Raw genomic sequence first — 15,173 nt, forward strand, 5'->3', positions numbered from 1 at the left:
GGCGCCTCACTCACTGAAATACGGCATCGGGACTGTCGAGGCTGTCAGACCCCTCCAGTTCGACAGCGCCGAGATCCAGCGCGGCAATAGCGCGCTCGATCGATCGGGTCTGGGTGATCAGGCCGTCGATAGCGGCCTGGACTGCGGCGTTGCCCTCATCATTTCCGACGGCAATCATCTGGTCATAGGCCTCGACGGCTTCGGCACGCGCCGCCATGGCTTGCATCGCGGCAACGGTGGCATCGAGATCGGCCGAGAGTTCCCGAGCGATGGCGGGATCCTTTTCAACCAGCAGATCGGCGAGCGAAGGGCCGCTGATGACGGAGCCGTCCGGCCTGGTGTAGTTTCCGGTGTAGGCCGAGCGAATGCCGACCGCATCATAGAGATGCGAATTGTGGGTGTTGTCGGAGAAACAATCGTGCTCCTCCTCGGGATCCCCGAGCAGGAGACCGAGCTTCATGCGTTCACCAGCCAACTCGCCGTAGGACAGCGACCCCATGCCGGTGAGGATTGTCGACAGGCCGCCAGCCACGCCCCGCTCCGTGACAGCGATGCGCGCAGGGCCGCCGGCTTTCCAGTTGGCTGCCATCTCTTCAAGATCGGCGACCAGCAGATCGCTTGCAGCACCGAGGTAATCCCGGCGGCGGTCGCAATTGCCATTGGTGCAGTTTTCGAGGCTGTAGTCGCTGGCAGGACGGGTGCCGGCACCCGGACCATTGCCATTGAGGTCCTGCCCCCAGAGCATGAATTCGATCGCATGGTAGCCGGAAGCGACATTGGCCTCGATGCCGCCCGCTTCCTGCAGTGTCTCGGCGATAAGCGCGGGAGTGATCACGCCCGCATCGACAGTCCGGCCATTGATCTCGATGGAAGGATTGGCGACCACATTCGCTGTGAAGAGCGAGTTCTCGTCGCTCTCCGAACCGTAGCTCACATCGACATAGTCGATCAGCCCCTCATCGAGCGGCCAGGCGTTGACCCGCCCTTCCCAGTCATCAACAATCGGGTTGCCGAAACGGTAAACCTCGGTCTGCTGGTAGGGGACGCGGGCCGCACGCCAGGCGGCGCGGGCGGACTCAAGCGTATCCTCCGCCGGTTTTGCGAGAAACGCCTCGATGGCAGCATCAAGCGCCTTCGCGCCGGCCAGAGCATCATCGAACTTGGCTTCGGCGACATCGACATAATGGGCGATGACCGCCTCGGGGCTGACATCGGCAGCCGCAACAGGACTGAGGCTGGTCGACGCGGCAAGGCCAAGAACAAGGAGGTGGGCTATGCGTATCATGGTCATGTCCGTCTCTGCTTTCGTCAGTGAAGCGATCCGCTCGCCGGAGATCCGGAAAACACGGATCTCATGTCGATATCGGCGATCGCACTCAACGGGATCGGCGCAAGCCTCTGGCTGTGACCGAACAGGATCCCCGCATAGGCACTCGCGCGTTCGATGACCTCGATACATGTATCCGAACAGGTGAGCAGCCTGGCTGACTGGACCAGCAGATCCTCATCACCATGCTGCGCGCCCGACACCATGCCCAGAACAAGGCATTCGTCGCGGCACAGATGCCCGGCGCCCGGCTTGTAGAAACGCAACGGGCAGGTGGCGCAGGCGCCCAGCTGCCTGATCAGTTCCGCCATTGCATCAAGCGCAACCTGGCCATCGATTGGGCCGAGCGCACGCGCATGAGCGGCCCAGGCGGCGTCCCAGTAGCGCTGATCGGAATGGGCAAGCCCTGCCACCCAGTTGCGGTAGCCATTGACCACAAGGTTTTCCGGTTGCTGGCGCAGATAGGCTGCGGCTGGGCACTCTGCCAAATCTTCGTGTTCCATCGACGCCATGTCATCCTCACGGATCTAAATATGAGTGTTTCGGTAATGTATAATGAAAGTAGAGTCAAACAGTATAGTTTAGAATGAATCCAAACTGTTAGCGGATGCATGGCTCTCCGATATCGAAGCACCGTCACGGCGCACGCATCCGGCCAAGCCCTTCCCAGCCAGCGTAAAATTCCGGTCGCGCATTGCCGATCGCAGATCCGCGCCTAGGTTCACCTCAACGCCGCATGCGACTGTACGCAGGACGGGGCGCCGAGGACACGAGACATGGCTGAACCCAGACGCCCTTCGATAGCCCTTATCATCGGCAGCGGCCCCAGCGCCCCATCGACCCGGCACTGGCCGAAACCGTCCAACATGAAGATCGTTGCCATCAACAATGCCTGGCAGGCGCGACCGGATTGGGATTGCCTGGTGCATGCCGGTGATTTCCCGGTCGCCCGCAGGCCGGACCGGTTGATGCCCGGACAATCGGTGCACAGCCACGAGAGCTATGTTCCTGCCCAGAACCGGTTTGGCGGCTTCGTCTATGGCGGCGGCACAATGGCGTTTACCGCCGGGTACTGGGCGCTGGACACGCTCCGGCCTGACATTCTTGCCTATTTCGCCTGCGACATGACCTATTCCGGCAAGGTGACGCATTTCTACGGACAAGGCACCGCGGATCCGCTGCGCGCCGACGTCACGTTGCAATCGCTGGAAGCCAAGTCAGCCCGGCTTATGGCCCTTGCCGGCCGGCAGGGATGCGCCTGCGTCAACCTCTCCAGTGAGCCGGTCAGCCGGCTGCTGTTCCCGCGGATCCGGTTTGATGAACTGGACAAGCTGGCAGAACCGGTACAGACCGACGCCGCGGCAATGGAGGCCGCGCTGCTTGAAGAAACCCGGCTTGGCTACATGGTCGAAGACGGGGAGTACTGGCACCACGCCGAGCAGTTTGACGCATCGGCGCTGTCCAGAATCGACGACATGTGGTTGCGGGTGTGTCAGCCCGCACAGAGGCAAAAGCGCTTCGCCTAGCCCGACAGCGCGCCGGGCTTTGGGGCGAACAGCAAAGCCTGACCGGCCCGAAGTCCGTCGCGGCACGGGTCAGGCAAGTCTGCTTCGCAGTTCGGTCTTGAGCACCTTGCCATAATTGTTCTTCGGCAAGGCCGTTTCGAAGACATAGGCCCTGGGGCGCTTGAAACCGGCGATGAGCGAACGGCAATGGGCGTCGAGTTCAGCGGCGGCAGGCGTCTCGTCACCGGAGGCCACGATGAATGCGACGACCTCCTCGCCCCATTCGGAGCTGGGCCGGCCGACCACGGAAACCTCCGCCACGCCGGGATGGGTCAGCAAGGCTTCCTCGACCTCGCGCGGGTAGATGTTGGTGCCGCCCGAAATGATGACATCCTTGGAGCGGTCTCGCAGGGTGAGATAGCCATCCGCGTCGAGCGAACCCATGTCGCCGGTCCACAGCCAGCCGTTCCTGATGCTCTGGGCGGTGGCCTCGGGGTTTTTCCAGTATCCTTTCATCACCGGCGCACCGGCGGCGACGATCTCGCCGATCTCGCCCACAGGCACGTCCTCGCCATCCTCGCCGACCACCCGGACCGAGACGCAGGATTGCGCGGTGCCGACCGACGCCAGCCGTTCGCGCCATCGCGGATGTTCACGGTCCATGATATCGGCGCGTGACAGCGAGGTCAGGGTCATCGGGCATTCGCCCTGACCGTAGATCTGGACAAAACGGGCGCCGAACTGTGCCGTCGCCGCCTCGATGTCGGCGAGATACATCGGGCCGCCGCCATAGACGATGGTGCGCACCCCCTCCCCCGCATACCCGGATTGCCGGGCCGCCGCGAGCCAGCGGCTGATCATCGTCGGGGCCGCAAACATGGTGACGTTGCCGAGCCTTGGCGCCAGCGCCGAGAGTTCGTGGGCATCGAACCCGCCTGACGCCGGGATGACATGGCGGCTGCCACGCAGCACGTGCATGAAATTGTAAAGCCCCGCGCCATGCGACAGCGGCGCGGCATAGACCGCCGCGTCTTCCGGCAAGACGCCATCGACATCGACAAAATAGGCGTAAGTCATGGCATGCAGATTGGCGTTGGTCAGCATCACGCCCTTGGGCTTTCCGGTCGTCCCGGACGTGTAGAACAGCCAGGCCAGGTCATCGGCCGCGCGGGGCTCCGGTTCGGCAAGCGCGGCAATCTCGGCGTCTGAAGCCGGGTCGGACGCCAGATCGTGGATCGCGCATCTGGCAGGCAGCAAGCCAGACAGCTCATCATTGCCGGAGACAAACAGCACCTTGGCTCCGGAATCCTCGGCAATGAAGGCTGCTTCGCGCGGATGCAGCTTGGCATTGATGGGCACGGCTGCGGCACCGCAGAACCAGATGCCATAGAGCACCTCGAGATAGACCGGGCTGTTCTTCATGAAGACGGCAACGCGGTCGCCGGGCTCGATCTGGTGCCGGGTGCGCAGGAAAGCGCCGACGCGCGCGGCACTGGCTGCAAATCCGGCATAGGTTGCGACCAGATCCTCACCCGAAAACAGTGCCGGTGCATCAGGCTGCCTTCTGGCCGTGCGGACAAGCCATTCTGCTGGATTCATACCTTGCCTCCCCCGAAGCGGTCATCGCTCGCCACCGCGCCAAGCAGCGCATGGCCGTGTGACCGGCCCGCCGCGATTGCACCAGAAAAGCCCGACTTGTGCCAAGCCCCAAATTCACCTTCCGGCAATCGCTCCACCGGGAAAGCAGCAAAGGAACGTGCCCGCACGCAACACCCTTGATATCGGTCAAGGCATTCCGCTCGATCAGGGCCTAGCCTGCAGTCGAGAGGATGACCTGACCTCATGGGAAAAAACCACGTTCACGCCATTGCAAAGCAGCCGGCTCGCGGAGAGCTCAAAACAGCTGCCCGGGCAAAGCTTCCCAGTGCCGCAAACGCCCACGCCGAACACCCCTATGCCGGCCTCGACCAGGCGTTGCGTGGTGCCGTTGCGCGGATGACGGGCGGCGTATCCCCCTTCGCGCTTGTGGAGACCTGGACCGACTGGGCCCTGCATCTGGCGCGGGCACCGGGACGGCAACTGGAACTGGCCGAGCATGCCAGGGACAATACACTGAAACTGGCAGAGTTTGCCGCAAAGTCGCTCCCGGAGACGGCCCGGAAGGCGCCTTTTTCTCCCAAGGTCTATGATCACCGGTTTGCGGACCCGGGCTGGCAGGGGTTGCCCTTCAGCCTCTGGCAACAGGCCTTCCTGGCTTCCCAGGACTGGTGGGATCATGCCACCGACGACATGCGCGGCCTGCGCAAGCAGGATTCGGACCGGACACGGTTCCTGGTGCGGCAATTGCTCGACACGGTGTCGCCGTCAAATTTTCCCTGGCTCAATCCAGAGATCCTGGCCGAAACGGCCAGGACAAGCGGCCGCAACCTGACAGAGGGCATGGTGCACGCCACCGATGACTGGCTGCATACGTTGAGCCAGGCGCATACCCCACCACCCGAAGGCTACAAGATCGGCAAGGACATTGCCTGCACACCGGGTCAGGTGGTTTACCGGAACGACATTTTCGAACTGCTGCAATACACCCCGCAAACCAGCAAGGTGCAGGCTGAGCCGGTGCTGATCGTGCCTGCCTGGATCATGAAATACTACATTCTCGATCTCTCTCCGCACAATTCGCTGATCAATTACCTGGCGGGCCAGGGTTTCACCGTCTTTGCCATTTCCTGGTGCAACCCGACCGCCGATCAGCGCGAGCTGTCGCTCGAGGACTACAGAAAGCGAGGGGTAATGGCTGCGCTCGACGCGATCACGGCAATCGTGCCGGGCCGGAAGATCCACGCCAACGGCTATTGCCTAGGCGGAACGATGCTGGCGATCGCGGCCGCGACCATGGCCCGGGACGGCGATGACCGGCTGGCGAGCGTCACCCTGATGGCGGCGCAGGTGGATTTCTCCGAGGCCGGCGAACTGCTGTTGTTTCTGGACGAGAGCCAGGTTGCCTTTCTCGAGGACATGATGTGGACCCAGGGCTATCTGGACCGGCCGCAGATGGCGCGCGCTTTTGCCTCGATCAGGGCTGAAGACCTGATCTACACCCGCGCGGTGCAGCGCTACTTTCTTGGGAAGGATGACCTGCCAACCGATATCGGGGTCTGGAACACCGACACGACCCGGATGCCTGCAAGAATGCATTCGGAGTACCTCAGGGGCCTGTTTCTGGAAAACCGGCTCTCTGCAGGACGGTTCGCGGTCGAGGGGCGGGTGATCGCTCTCAAGGATATCGCCGCACCAATGTTCGTGGTGGGAACCGAAACGGACCACATCGCGCCATGGAAATCGGTCTACAAGACGCGGCTGTTTACCGATGCCGATCTGACCTTCGTGCTGACCAAGTCAGGCCACAATGGCGGTATACTTTCGGAACCGGGACACCCGAACCGTCACTACAGGATCGGTCACAGGGCACAAGGCGCACTTTATGTCGATCCGGACAGCTGGTTTGCCCAAACCGAACCAACCGACGGGTCCTGGTGGCCCGCGTGGACCGAATGGCTGATTGCGAACAGCAGCGGCAAGGTGGCTCCGCCATCAATTGGCACGCCCGAGCAGGGCTATCCGCCGCTTGACGCGGCGCCGGGACGCTACATTCACCAGACTTGAAGCGCCAGTGTATTGTCGTCAGGCTGCACAACCGTGCCGTGCCGATAGCCGCTTGGGGACCGGTGAACGGGCCTGAGCGCGTGTGCCGACTACCGCCATTCCCCCAAAAATCTCTTAGAAAAATTAGCCGTTTGTTATTCCAATAGAAGATATCTCTTAATTACCGATTGTTCATGCAGTAGCCGTCGGCCGGTCTTCGGGAAAGGCCGGATCCGGAGAGGTCAGCGATGCCGATGCTCGATCTCATCTCCTTCGCGCGGATTAGCAGCAGGCACAATGATGGCATTTCCGATCCCCCCGAACGAGCATCAGAGGTTGGCAGCGCTCCACCGGTTAAAAATACTCAACACGGAATGCACTCCGGAATTCGATGCAGTCGTCAACATGGCCATCGCCATGTTCGACGCTCCGATAGCATTGATCTCTTTCGTCGACCGGAATGCGCAATGGTTCAAGGCAAAACAGGGGATCGAACTTGCCTCGACCAAGCGCAGTGACGCGTTTTGCAGCCACACGATCATGCAAGAGGGCGTGTTGGTGGTGGAAGATGCGACCAAGGACCAAAGGTTCTGCAACAATGACCTGGTGACCGCCGCTCCCCACATCCGCTTCTATGCCGGAATTCCGGTTTCGTCGGATGGTGAAACGCATGTGGCAACCCTGTGCGTCATCGATACCAAACCCAGAACATTCTCGGATGAACAGCAGAGAATGCTGATCGAGTTGCGCAACATCGTGGCGGGCCTGATCCAAGCGCATGCGATCGCCAACGAAGCAAAAAGCTCCGAGCGCAATGCACGCCAGCGGCGCAAGCTGCTCTCCCAGGTCGAGCGTATGTCAAAAATCGGCGCCTGGTCACTTGATACGCAAAGGCTGGTCACCGAATGGTCGCCGCAGGTTTATGTCATTCACGAATATGACGGAACCGAGCCGCCCAGTCTTGAGCAGGCCATCAGTTTTTATCCCGAGCACGAACGGGGACGACTGACGCAGAAGATCAACATGTGCATCGAGTATGGCGTTCCCTATGAAATCGAGTGCGATTTCATCACCGCGAAGGGCAACCAGCGCCGTGTGCGCTCAAGCGGGGAGATCGAACATGGCGAGGACGGCACCAAGTTTCTGATCGGCATCGTCAAGGACATTACCGAGCAATCGCAGCAGGAGGAGAAACTGTGGCGCGCGGCGCATCTCGACAGCCTCACCGGCATTGCCAACCGTCACTCCTTCCATGCCGAAATGCAGGAGCGGATCAGAGCCCGCAAGTGTGACAGCACTGAACTGGCTCTGCTGATGATCGATCTTGATGATTTCAAGGACATCAATGACAGTCTGGGCCATGTTGCCGGCGATGTGGTGCTGCGCACAGTCGCCGAGCGGATCTCCGAAACGATCTCACACAATGCCTTTTGCGCGCGGTTGGGGGGTGACGAGTTTGCGGTCGTGCTCAGCAGCACACCCGGACGCGGTGCCGCAGACGAAATCGGCGCCAAGCTGCTTGAAGAGATCAACCGGCCAATCAGGTTTGACAGGCACGACATTCGCGTCGGTGCTTCGATCGGGATTGCCGTCTCCACCTCGGGCAGCGAGGACGATCTTTTCGTCAGGTCAGATCTCGCGCTTTATCACGTCAAGCAGAATGGGCGTGGCGCCGCTGTGACATACACACCGGACATCACTGTCGCCTTTGAAGCCAAGAAACGCGCTGTCCTGATGATCAAGAGCGCGATCTCGGACGGGCGGCTCGAACCTCACTACCAGCCGATCATCGACCTGAAGTCACAGAAACTGCGTGGTGTTGAAGCCCTGGTCCGGGTCCGCAACACGGATGGCACCTTGTCGGGACCTGCGGATTTCTGGCCAGCGTTGGGGGAACCTCAGTGCAGCCGCGAAATCGATGAAGTGATGCTCGAGCTTGCATTGCGGGATTTTTCACTGTGGAAGCTGTGCGGACTGGGTATCGAATTTGTCAGTGTCAATGCCTCGACCTCCTGCATTCGCTCCAGCAGCTATGCCGACCGGGTGCTGAGCAAGCTTGATGAATATGGATTAGACCCGAGCGAACTGAAGATCGAGGTCGTCGAAAGCGTATTTCTCGGCAGTGAAAGCAACGATGTCCGCGCCGTACTTGAGCGGCTTTCGGCGGAGGGTGTGCGGATCGCACTCGACGACTTCGGAACCGGCTATGCATCACTGAGCCATCTGCGGGATTACCCGATCAACTGCATCAAGATCGACAAGTCGTTCGTCTCAGGTCTCGGACAGAACGGCAGCAACACGGCCATCGTCCAGGCCCTCATCGGACTTGGGCGTTCGATGAAACTCGAGGTGATTACCGAAGGCATCGAAACCCAGGGCCAGCTTGACTTCGTCTCCGCATTGGGGAGCGATTTCGGACAGGGTTACCTGCTTGCCAGGCCGATGGATGCGCAAGCACTTGCGCAATATGCAACCGCATCGCCTTTGCCGCATCCTGCTCGGGATGAGCGCGCACTCACGGCAAACGCTTAAGCTACCGATGTGCAGGTTCCAGTATTGGCAGCGGGCGGCCGCTGCAGAAAGGGCCGGGGCTGACAGCCCCGGCCCTTTCCTTCCTGTCTGTTCCGGGCGCCTGAAGGCGCCTGGAGAGCTTACTGCCAGCTCTTGATCAGCTCGTCGTAAGAGACGGTCTGGGGTGTCTCATCCTCGTTTTCGAGCTTCGGATAAGGTGCACCCGGCTGTTCCAGCCAGTAGGACGCGTCCTGCGGCTCGTTCATCTTCGGACCGATGTCGCCCTGAACGCCTGCGCGTTCCAGGCGTTCCATGACCTTTTCCTGCGCTTCGCAGAGGCTGTCGAGCGCTTCCTGAGCGGTCTTTGCACCGGACATCGCATCACCGATGTTCTGCCACCACAGCTGAGCCAGCTTCGGATAGTCAGGGACGTTGGTGCCGGTCGGGGACCACTGGACGCGCGCAGGCGAACGGTAGAACTCGATCAGGCCGCCAAGCTTGTCGGCACGCTCGGTGAAGTGATCCGAGTTGATGGTGGACTCACGGATGAAGGTGAGACCGACATCGGACTTCTTCAGGTCGACGGTCTTGGAGGTGACGAACTGTGCGTAGAGCCAGGCGGCCTTGGCACGATCGACCGGGGTCGACTTCATCAGCGTCCACGAACCTGCGTCCTGATAGCCGACCTTCTGGCCTTCCTTCCAGTAAACGCCATGCGGCGAAGGTGCCATGCGCCACTTCGGCGTGCCATCTTCGTTCATGACCGGAAGGCCCGGCTCGACGGTTGCCGCGGTAAAGGCGGTATACCAGAACATCTGCTGGGCAACGTTGCCCTGGGCAGGGATCGGGCCGGCTTCACCGAAGGTCATGCCTGCTGCTTCCGGCGGGGAGTAGTTCTTCAGCCAGTCGATGGCCTTCTCAACAGCGTAAACCGCCGCAGGAGAGTTGGTGGCACCGCCACGGGTCACGCAGGAGCCGACAGGCTGTGAGTTTTCGTTCACGCGAATGCCCCACTCATCGACGGGAAGGCCGTTGGGCTCGCCCACGTCACCCATGCCTGCCATCGACATCCACGCATCGGTGTAACGCCAGCCGAGCGAGGGGTCCTTCTTGCCGTAGTCCATGTTGCCGTAGACAGCGCCGTCGACGCCAAGATGCGACAGATCGCGGCCGGTGAAGAACGCAGCAATGTCTTCGTAAGCCGACCAGTTGACCGGAACGCCGAGATCGTAGCCATATTCGGCCTTGAAGTCGGCCTTGTTCTTCTCGTCGTTGAACCAGTCATAGCGGAACCAGTAGAGGTTCGCGAACTGCTGGGTCGGCAGCTGATAGAGCTTGCCGTCCGGACCGGTGGTGAACGAGGTGCCGATGAAATCGGCGACATCGAGCGTCGGGCTGGTCACGTCAGCGCCTTCGCCTGCCATCCAGTCGGTCAGGTTGCGGACCTGCTGGTAGCGCCAGTGGGTGCCGATCAGGTCGGAGTCGTTGACGTAGCCGTCGTAGATATTCTCGCCCGACTGCATCTGGGTCTGAAGCTTTTCGACCACATCACCTTCGCCGATCAGGTCATGCGTGACCTTGATGCCGGTGATTGCAGTGAACGCAGGTGCGAGAACCTTCGACTCATATTCATGGGTTGCGATGGTTTCAGAAACCACCTTGATATCCATGCCGGCGAACGGCTTGGCGGCATTGATGAAGAACTCCATCTCGGCCTTCTGCTCAGCTTCAGAGAGCACCGAGAGACCACCGATTTCTTCTGCCAGGAACTTTTCAGCGGCAGCCATGTCAGCATGGGCAGAGCCCGTCGCCAACATGATTGCGGCACATGCCGTCGTGTTCAGTAGTAGATTTCGCATATTATCCTCCCTTTAAAGATCATGCGAGTTCAAGAGATGCGGAAGACCCGAATCTCCATTTGATTTGGTCTCACACCGTTCGGAAAACGCCGATGGCGTAGATCAGTGAAAGCCCAAGTGCCCACCACAGGTTGGGTCCGACCAGACCCAGCCATGCGAGATGGATGAAGGCGCTGCCAAGCAGCGATATGAAAAGACGGTCGCCCCGGGTCGTCTCGAAGCGGAGGATTCCGACCCGGGGGTTGCCGCCCGGCGAAAAGTATTCCCAGATGCCCATTCCGATCAGAAGGCCGGCGAGACACACCCAGAAAAGGCTGGTGGGCAGGGTCCAGGCCATCCATGACAGGTCCATGATCTTCCTCCCTATACCCGGCCGAGGGCAAAGCCCTTGGCGATGTAGTTGCGAACAAAATAGATCACCAGCGCGCCTGGAATGATGGTCAGCACCCCGGCTGCGGCGAGCACACCCCAGTCAACGCCGGACGCTCCAACAGTTCGGGTCATGATCGCCGAGATCGGCTTGGCGTCGGTGGTGGTCAGCGTCCGTGCGATCAGCAGTTCCACCCATGAGAACATGAAGCAGAAGAAGGCGGCGACACCGATGCCCGATGCGATCAGCGGCATGAAGATCTTGACGAAGAACTTCGGGAACGAATAGCCGTCGATATAGGCGGTCTCGTCGATCTCCTTGGGCACGCCGGACATGAAGCCCTCAAGAATCCAGACCGCCAGCGGCACGTTGAACAGGCAGTGGGCGAGCGCGACGGCAATGTGCGTGTCGATCAGGCCGAAGGCGGAGTAGAGCTGAAAGAAGGGCAGCACGAACACCGCGGCGGGTGCCATCCGGTTGGACAGCAGCCAGAAAAACATGTGCTTGTCGCCGAGAAAGCGGTAACGCGAGAAGGCATAGGCCGCCGGCAACGCGGCACAGATCGAGATCACCGTGTTGAGGCCGACATAGATCAGCGAGTTGATGTAGCCCGTATACCAGGACGGATCGGTGAAGATCACGGTGTAATTGTGCAGTGTCGGCTCGGCAGGAAAGAGCGTGAAGCTCGACAGGATTTCCTGGTTGGTCTTGAAGCTCATATTGATGAGCCAGTAGATCGGCAGCATCAGGAACAGGATGTAGAGACCGGGCACCAACCAGCGCGTGATGCTCTTCTTGGCGAAGCGGTTGCTGGCTCGCACATTGCTGGTATCAATCAGATTGGCCGGCTTGTTCATGGAACCCGCATTTGGCTGAGTGTGAGATGTCTGGTTCATCAGTCTTCCACCCTTGCGTCCGGTTTATCGACGCCGACATTGCTCATCACCGTGAAGAAGACGTAGCAGATGGTCAGCACGATCAGCTGATAGACAAGCGACATGGCTGCAGCCGGCCCCAGGTCGAACTGGCCGATGGCCTGCTTGACGAGGTCGATCGACATGAAAGTTGTCGAGTTGCCCGGCCCGCCGCCGGTCAGCACGAAGGGCTCGGTGTAGATCATGAAGGAATCCATGAAACGCAGCAGGAAGGCGATGATCAGCACGCCGCGGATCTTCGGCAGCTGGATGTAGCGGAACACGGACCAGCGGGACGCCCCGTCGATCTTGGCCGCCTGGTAGTAGGCCTCCGGGATCGACACCAGTCCGGCGTAGCACAACAGCACAACCAGGCTGGTCCAGTGCCAGACATCCATCAGGATGATGGTTACCCAGGCATCAAACACGTTGCTGGCATAGTTGTACTCAAACCCCAGTTGCTCGATCGTGTGCCCAAGCAGTCCGATGTCGGCGCGGCCGAAGATCTGCCAGATGGTGCCAACCACATTCCATGGAATGAGCAGCGGCAGCGCCATCAAGACCAGGCAGACCGGGACCCAGATCCCTTTCTTGGGCATGGTCAGTGCAATCGCGATCCCGAGCGGGATCTCGATCGAAAGGATGATCATGGAAAAGACCAGGTTGCGGCCCAGCGCATTCCAGAACCGATCCGAATGCAGCACATCCTGGAACCACTCGGTCCCGGCCCAGAAGAACTGGTTGTTCCCGAAAGTGTCCTGGAACGAATAATTGATCACCGTCATGATCGGAATGATGGCGCTCAGCGCAACCAGCAAAAACACCGGAATGACGAGGAACCAGGCCTTGTTGTTGTAGGGCTTATCCATACTCAGGCTCCCGGTCTGACCAAGTGGGAATTTTCATACACATTGATCCTGCCGGCTTCGAAACTCAGCGTCGGATCGGCTGGTACTTCCTCGTTCTCCTTGAGCAGCGCATTGATCGCATGTCCCTGGAGACTGGCCCGCACGATCTTGAAGCGTCCTATGTTTTCAACGGCTTCGATCTGCACCGGATGGCCACTGCTGTCAGAGGACAGGGAGACGAATTCCGGGCGAATGCCGAGCTCGGTCTTTGCCCCGGTGACTGCGTAGCCGCCCGAAAGCCCGATCTGGATGTCCCCGACCCTTGCGGTCTTGCCGCTGATCTCGCAGGGGATCACATTCATGCCGGGCGAGCCGATGAAGTAGCCGACAAAGGTATGGGCCGGTTCGTTGAACAGCTCTTCGGGCGTTCCGATCTGGACCACTTCACCTTCATACATCACCACCACCTTGTCGGCGAAAGTCAGCGCCTCGGTCTGGTCGTGGGTCACGTAGATCATGGTGTGGCCAAGCTGGCGGTGAAGGTCCTTCAGCTTGGTCCGCAGCTGCCATTTCATGTGCGGATCGATCACCGTCAACGGTTCGTCGAACAGGATCGCGTTGACGTCGTAGCGCACCAGCCCGCGGCCGAGGGAAATCTTCTGCTTCTCGTCGGCGGTCAGTCCGCGGGCCCTGCGATCGGCCTTGTCGGCCAGATCCAGCACTTCGATCATGTCGTTGACCCGCCTTGTGATCTCGTCCTGGGGGACGTGCCGGTTGAGCAGCGGAAAAGCCAGGTTCTGGCGCACGGTCATGGTGTCGTAGATGACCGGAAACTGGAAGACCTGGGCGATATTGCGCTCTTCAGGCTGGAGATGGGTGACGTCCTGGCCGTCGAACCGGATATGACCCTTGGAAGGAACGAGCAGACCGGAAATGATGTTGAGCAGGGTGGTCTTGCCGCAACCGGACGGGCCGAGCAGCGCATAGGCGCCACCGTCCTCCCATTTGTAGTCGAGTTCCTTCAATGCAAAATCCGCGTCGGTCTGCGGGTTGGGCAGGTAGGAATGCGCCAGCTTGTCGAGTGTGATGCTTGCCATGACCGATCCTCACCCCTGACCGTTCAAACCCGGTGCGAAGACCAGGTTTTCGTTGCGATCGAAGACAAACAGGTTTTCCTGGTCGAGATAGGCGGAGATCGCATCTCCGATTTCGACGCGATGCACGCCATGCATCAGTGCAACCATATGGACGCCCCTGCTTTGAAGATGGATGAAGCTCTCCGAGCCGGTGATTTCTGTCGTCGAAATGGTGCAATCGAGCTTCATCGATTTGCCCTGCGGCTGATGCAGCGACATGTGGTGCGGCCGGACGCCGATCTTGTAGTCGCCGTCGCCAAGCCCGGCGATCGCGGACGGCACCTCGATGCGGCTGGCATCGAAGACGAAATCCGCGCCCGTTTTGGTCACCGGCAGGATGTTCATCGGCGGATCGGAAAAGGTCTGCGCCGTGAGAAGGTCCGACGGGCTGTTGTACACGTCGATGGTCCGGTCGAATTGCGTCACCCGCCCCTGGCTCAACGTAGCCGTACGGCCACCCAGGAGCAGGGCCTCCTGAGGTTCGGTGGTGGCATAGACGAAGATAGCGCCGGTCTCGGCGAAGATCTTGGGCAGCTCCACCCGCAGTTCCTCGCGCAGCTTGTAGTCGAGGTTGGCCAGCGGCTCGTCGAGCAGCACCAGTTCGGCGTCCTTGACGAGCGCCCGGGCCAGGGCGGTGCGCTGCTGCTGGCCGCCGGAAAGATTGAGAGGCGTGCGGTCGAGATAGGGCGACAGCTTCATCAGGTCCGCGGCTTCGCGCACCCGACGGTCGATGGTGGCGCCGTCAACGCCGGCAACGCGCATCGGCGAAGCAATGTTCTCGTAGACGGTCATGGCCGGGTAATTGATGAACTGCTGGTAGACCATGGCGACATTGCGCTTCTGCACCGGCATGCCCACGACGTTGGTGCCGTTCATCACGATCTCTCCGGAGGTCGGACGGTCAAGCCCGGCCATCAGCCGCATAAGCGAGGTCTTGCCGGACAGGGTCGGCCCGAGCAGAATGTTCACCGAGCCTTTCTCGAGCGTCATCGTCACATCATCGATGTGCAGATCCCGACCGACTTTCTTGCTGACGTTTTTCAGTTCCAGCATCTGAAATC

At 60.4% G+C, this 15,173-nt stretch carries 12 protein-coding genes; 3 read left to right on the forward strand and 9 right to left on the reverse strand.

The window, feature by feature from the left end; genetic code table 11:
• Window positions 1-10: 10 nt before the first annotated feature.
• Together SPHINGO391_RS18350 and SPHINGO391_RS18355 are read right to left on the reverse strand one after the other, a co-directional pair.
• Entirely contained in the window at window positions 11-1,285 is a 1,275-nt protein-coding gene (locus tag SPHINGO391_RS18350) for an imelysin family protein (protein ID WP_152011622.1), read from the reverse strand.
• Window positions 1,286-1,308: 23 nt separating this feature from the next.
• Window positions 1,309-1,830: a hypothetical protein gene (locus SPHINGO391_RS18355; RefSeq protein WP_152010198.1), complete on the reverse strand. Its 522-nt coding sequence runs from the start codon at window positions 1,828-1,830 to the stop codon at window positions 1,309-1,311.
• 273 nt (window positions 1,831-2,103) lie between these two features.
• Here SPHINGO391_RS18355 and SPHINGO391_RS18360 point away from each other — a divergent pair, with 273 nt between their 5' ends.
• Window positions 2,104-2,853, forward strand: a complete 750-nt coding sequence (locus SPHINGO391_RS18360) for a hypothetical protein (RefSeq protein ID WP_152010199.1) — start codon at window positions 2,104-2,106, stop codon at window positions 2,851-2,853.
• 69 nt (window positions 2,854-2,922) lie between these two features.
• Here the strand turns inward: SPHINGO391_RS18360 and SPHINGO391_RS18365 are convergent, their stop codons facing one another.
• Window positions 2,923-4,431, reverse strand: a complete 1,509-nt coding sequence (locus SPHINGO391_RS18365; protein WP_152010200.1) for an AMP-binding protein — start codon at window positions 4,429-4,431, stop codon at window positions 2,923-2,925.
• Between the two features lie 243 nt (window positions 4,432-4,674).
• Between SPHINGO391_RS18365 and SPHINGO391_RS18370 the strand changes: the two genes are divergently transcribed.
• Both SPHINGO391_RS18370 and SPHINGO391_RS18375 read left to right on the forward strand, forming a co-directional pair.
• On the forward strand, window positions 4,675-6,495 hold the full coding sequence (locus SPHINGO391_RS18370; RefSeq protein WP_152010201.1) for an alpha/beta fold hydrolase: 1,821 nt from the start codon (window positions 4,675-4,677) through the stop codon (window positions 6,493-6,495).
• Between the two features lie 279 nt (window positions 6,496-6,774).
• Window positions 6,775-9,006 (forward strand): EAL domain-containing protein, encoded by a 2,232-nt coding sequence (locus SPHINGO391_RS18375; protein ID WP_193217342.1) that lies wholly within the window; start codon window positions 6,775-6,777, stop codon window positions 9,004-9,006.
• Window positions 9,007-9,125: 119 nt separating this feature from the next.
• Here SPHINGO391_RS18375 and SPHINGO391_RS18380 read toward each other — a convergent pair whose 3' ends face one another.
• From SPHINGO391_RS18380 to SPHINGO391_RS18405, 6 genes are all read right to left on the reverse strand, one after another.
• Window positions 9,126-10,844 carry an ABC transporter substrate-binding protein gene (locus SPHINGO391_RS18380; RefSeq protein ID WP_152010203.1) on the reverse strand — a complete coding sequence of 573 codons (1,719 nt, stop codon included), beginning with the start codon at window positions 10,842-10,844 and terminating at the stop codon, window positions 9,126-9,128.
• A 70-nt stretch (window positions 10,845-10,914) separates the two neighbouring features.
• Window positions 10,915-11,196, reverse strand: coding sequence for a DUF2160 domain-containing protein (locus tag SPHINGO391_RS18385; protein WP_152010204.1), 282 nt, complete (start codon window positions 11,194-11,196; stop codon window positions 10,915-10,917).
• An 11-nt stretch (window positions 11,197-11,207) separates the two neighbouring features.
• Window positions 11,208-12,071 carry a carbohydrate ABC transporter permease gene (locus SPHINGO391_RS18390; protein WP_244615447.1) on the reverse strand — a complete coding sequence of 288 codons (864 nt, stop codon included), beginning with the start codon at window positions 12,069-12,071 and terminating at the stop codon, window positions 11,208-11,210.
• Between the two features lie 38 nt (window positions 12,072-12,109).
• The gene (locus tag SPHINGO391_RS18395) at window positions 12,110-12,997 is read right to left on the reverse strand and encodes a sugar ABC transporter permease (RefSeq protein WP_152010205.1); all 888 of its coding nucleotides are present in this window, start codon (window positions 12,995-12,997) and stop codon (window positions 12,110-12,112) included.
• 2 nt (window positions 12,998-12,999) lie between these two features.
• Window positions 13,000-14,073, reverse strand: coding sequence for an ABC transporter ATP-binding protein (locus SPHINGO391_RS18400; protein WP_152010206.1), 1,074 nt, complete (start codon window positions 14,071-14,073; stop codon window positions 13,000-13,002).
• A 9-nt stretch (window positions 14,074-14,082) separates the two neighbouring features.
• Window positions 14,083-15,165 carry an ABC transporter ATP-binding protein gene (locus SPHINGO391_RS18405; protein ID WP_152010207.1) on the reverse strand — a complete coding sequence of 361 codons (1,083 nt, stop codon included), beginning with the start codon at window positions 15,163-15,165 and terminating at the stop codon, window positions 14,083-14,085.
• Window positions 15,166-15,173 lie beyond the last annotated feature (8 nt).

The organism is Hoeflea sp. EC-HK425, from assembly GCF_902498795.1.
Lineage (GTDB): Bacteria > Pseudomonadota > Alphaproteobacteria > Rhizobiales > Rhizobiaceae > Hoeflea > Hoeflea alexandrii.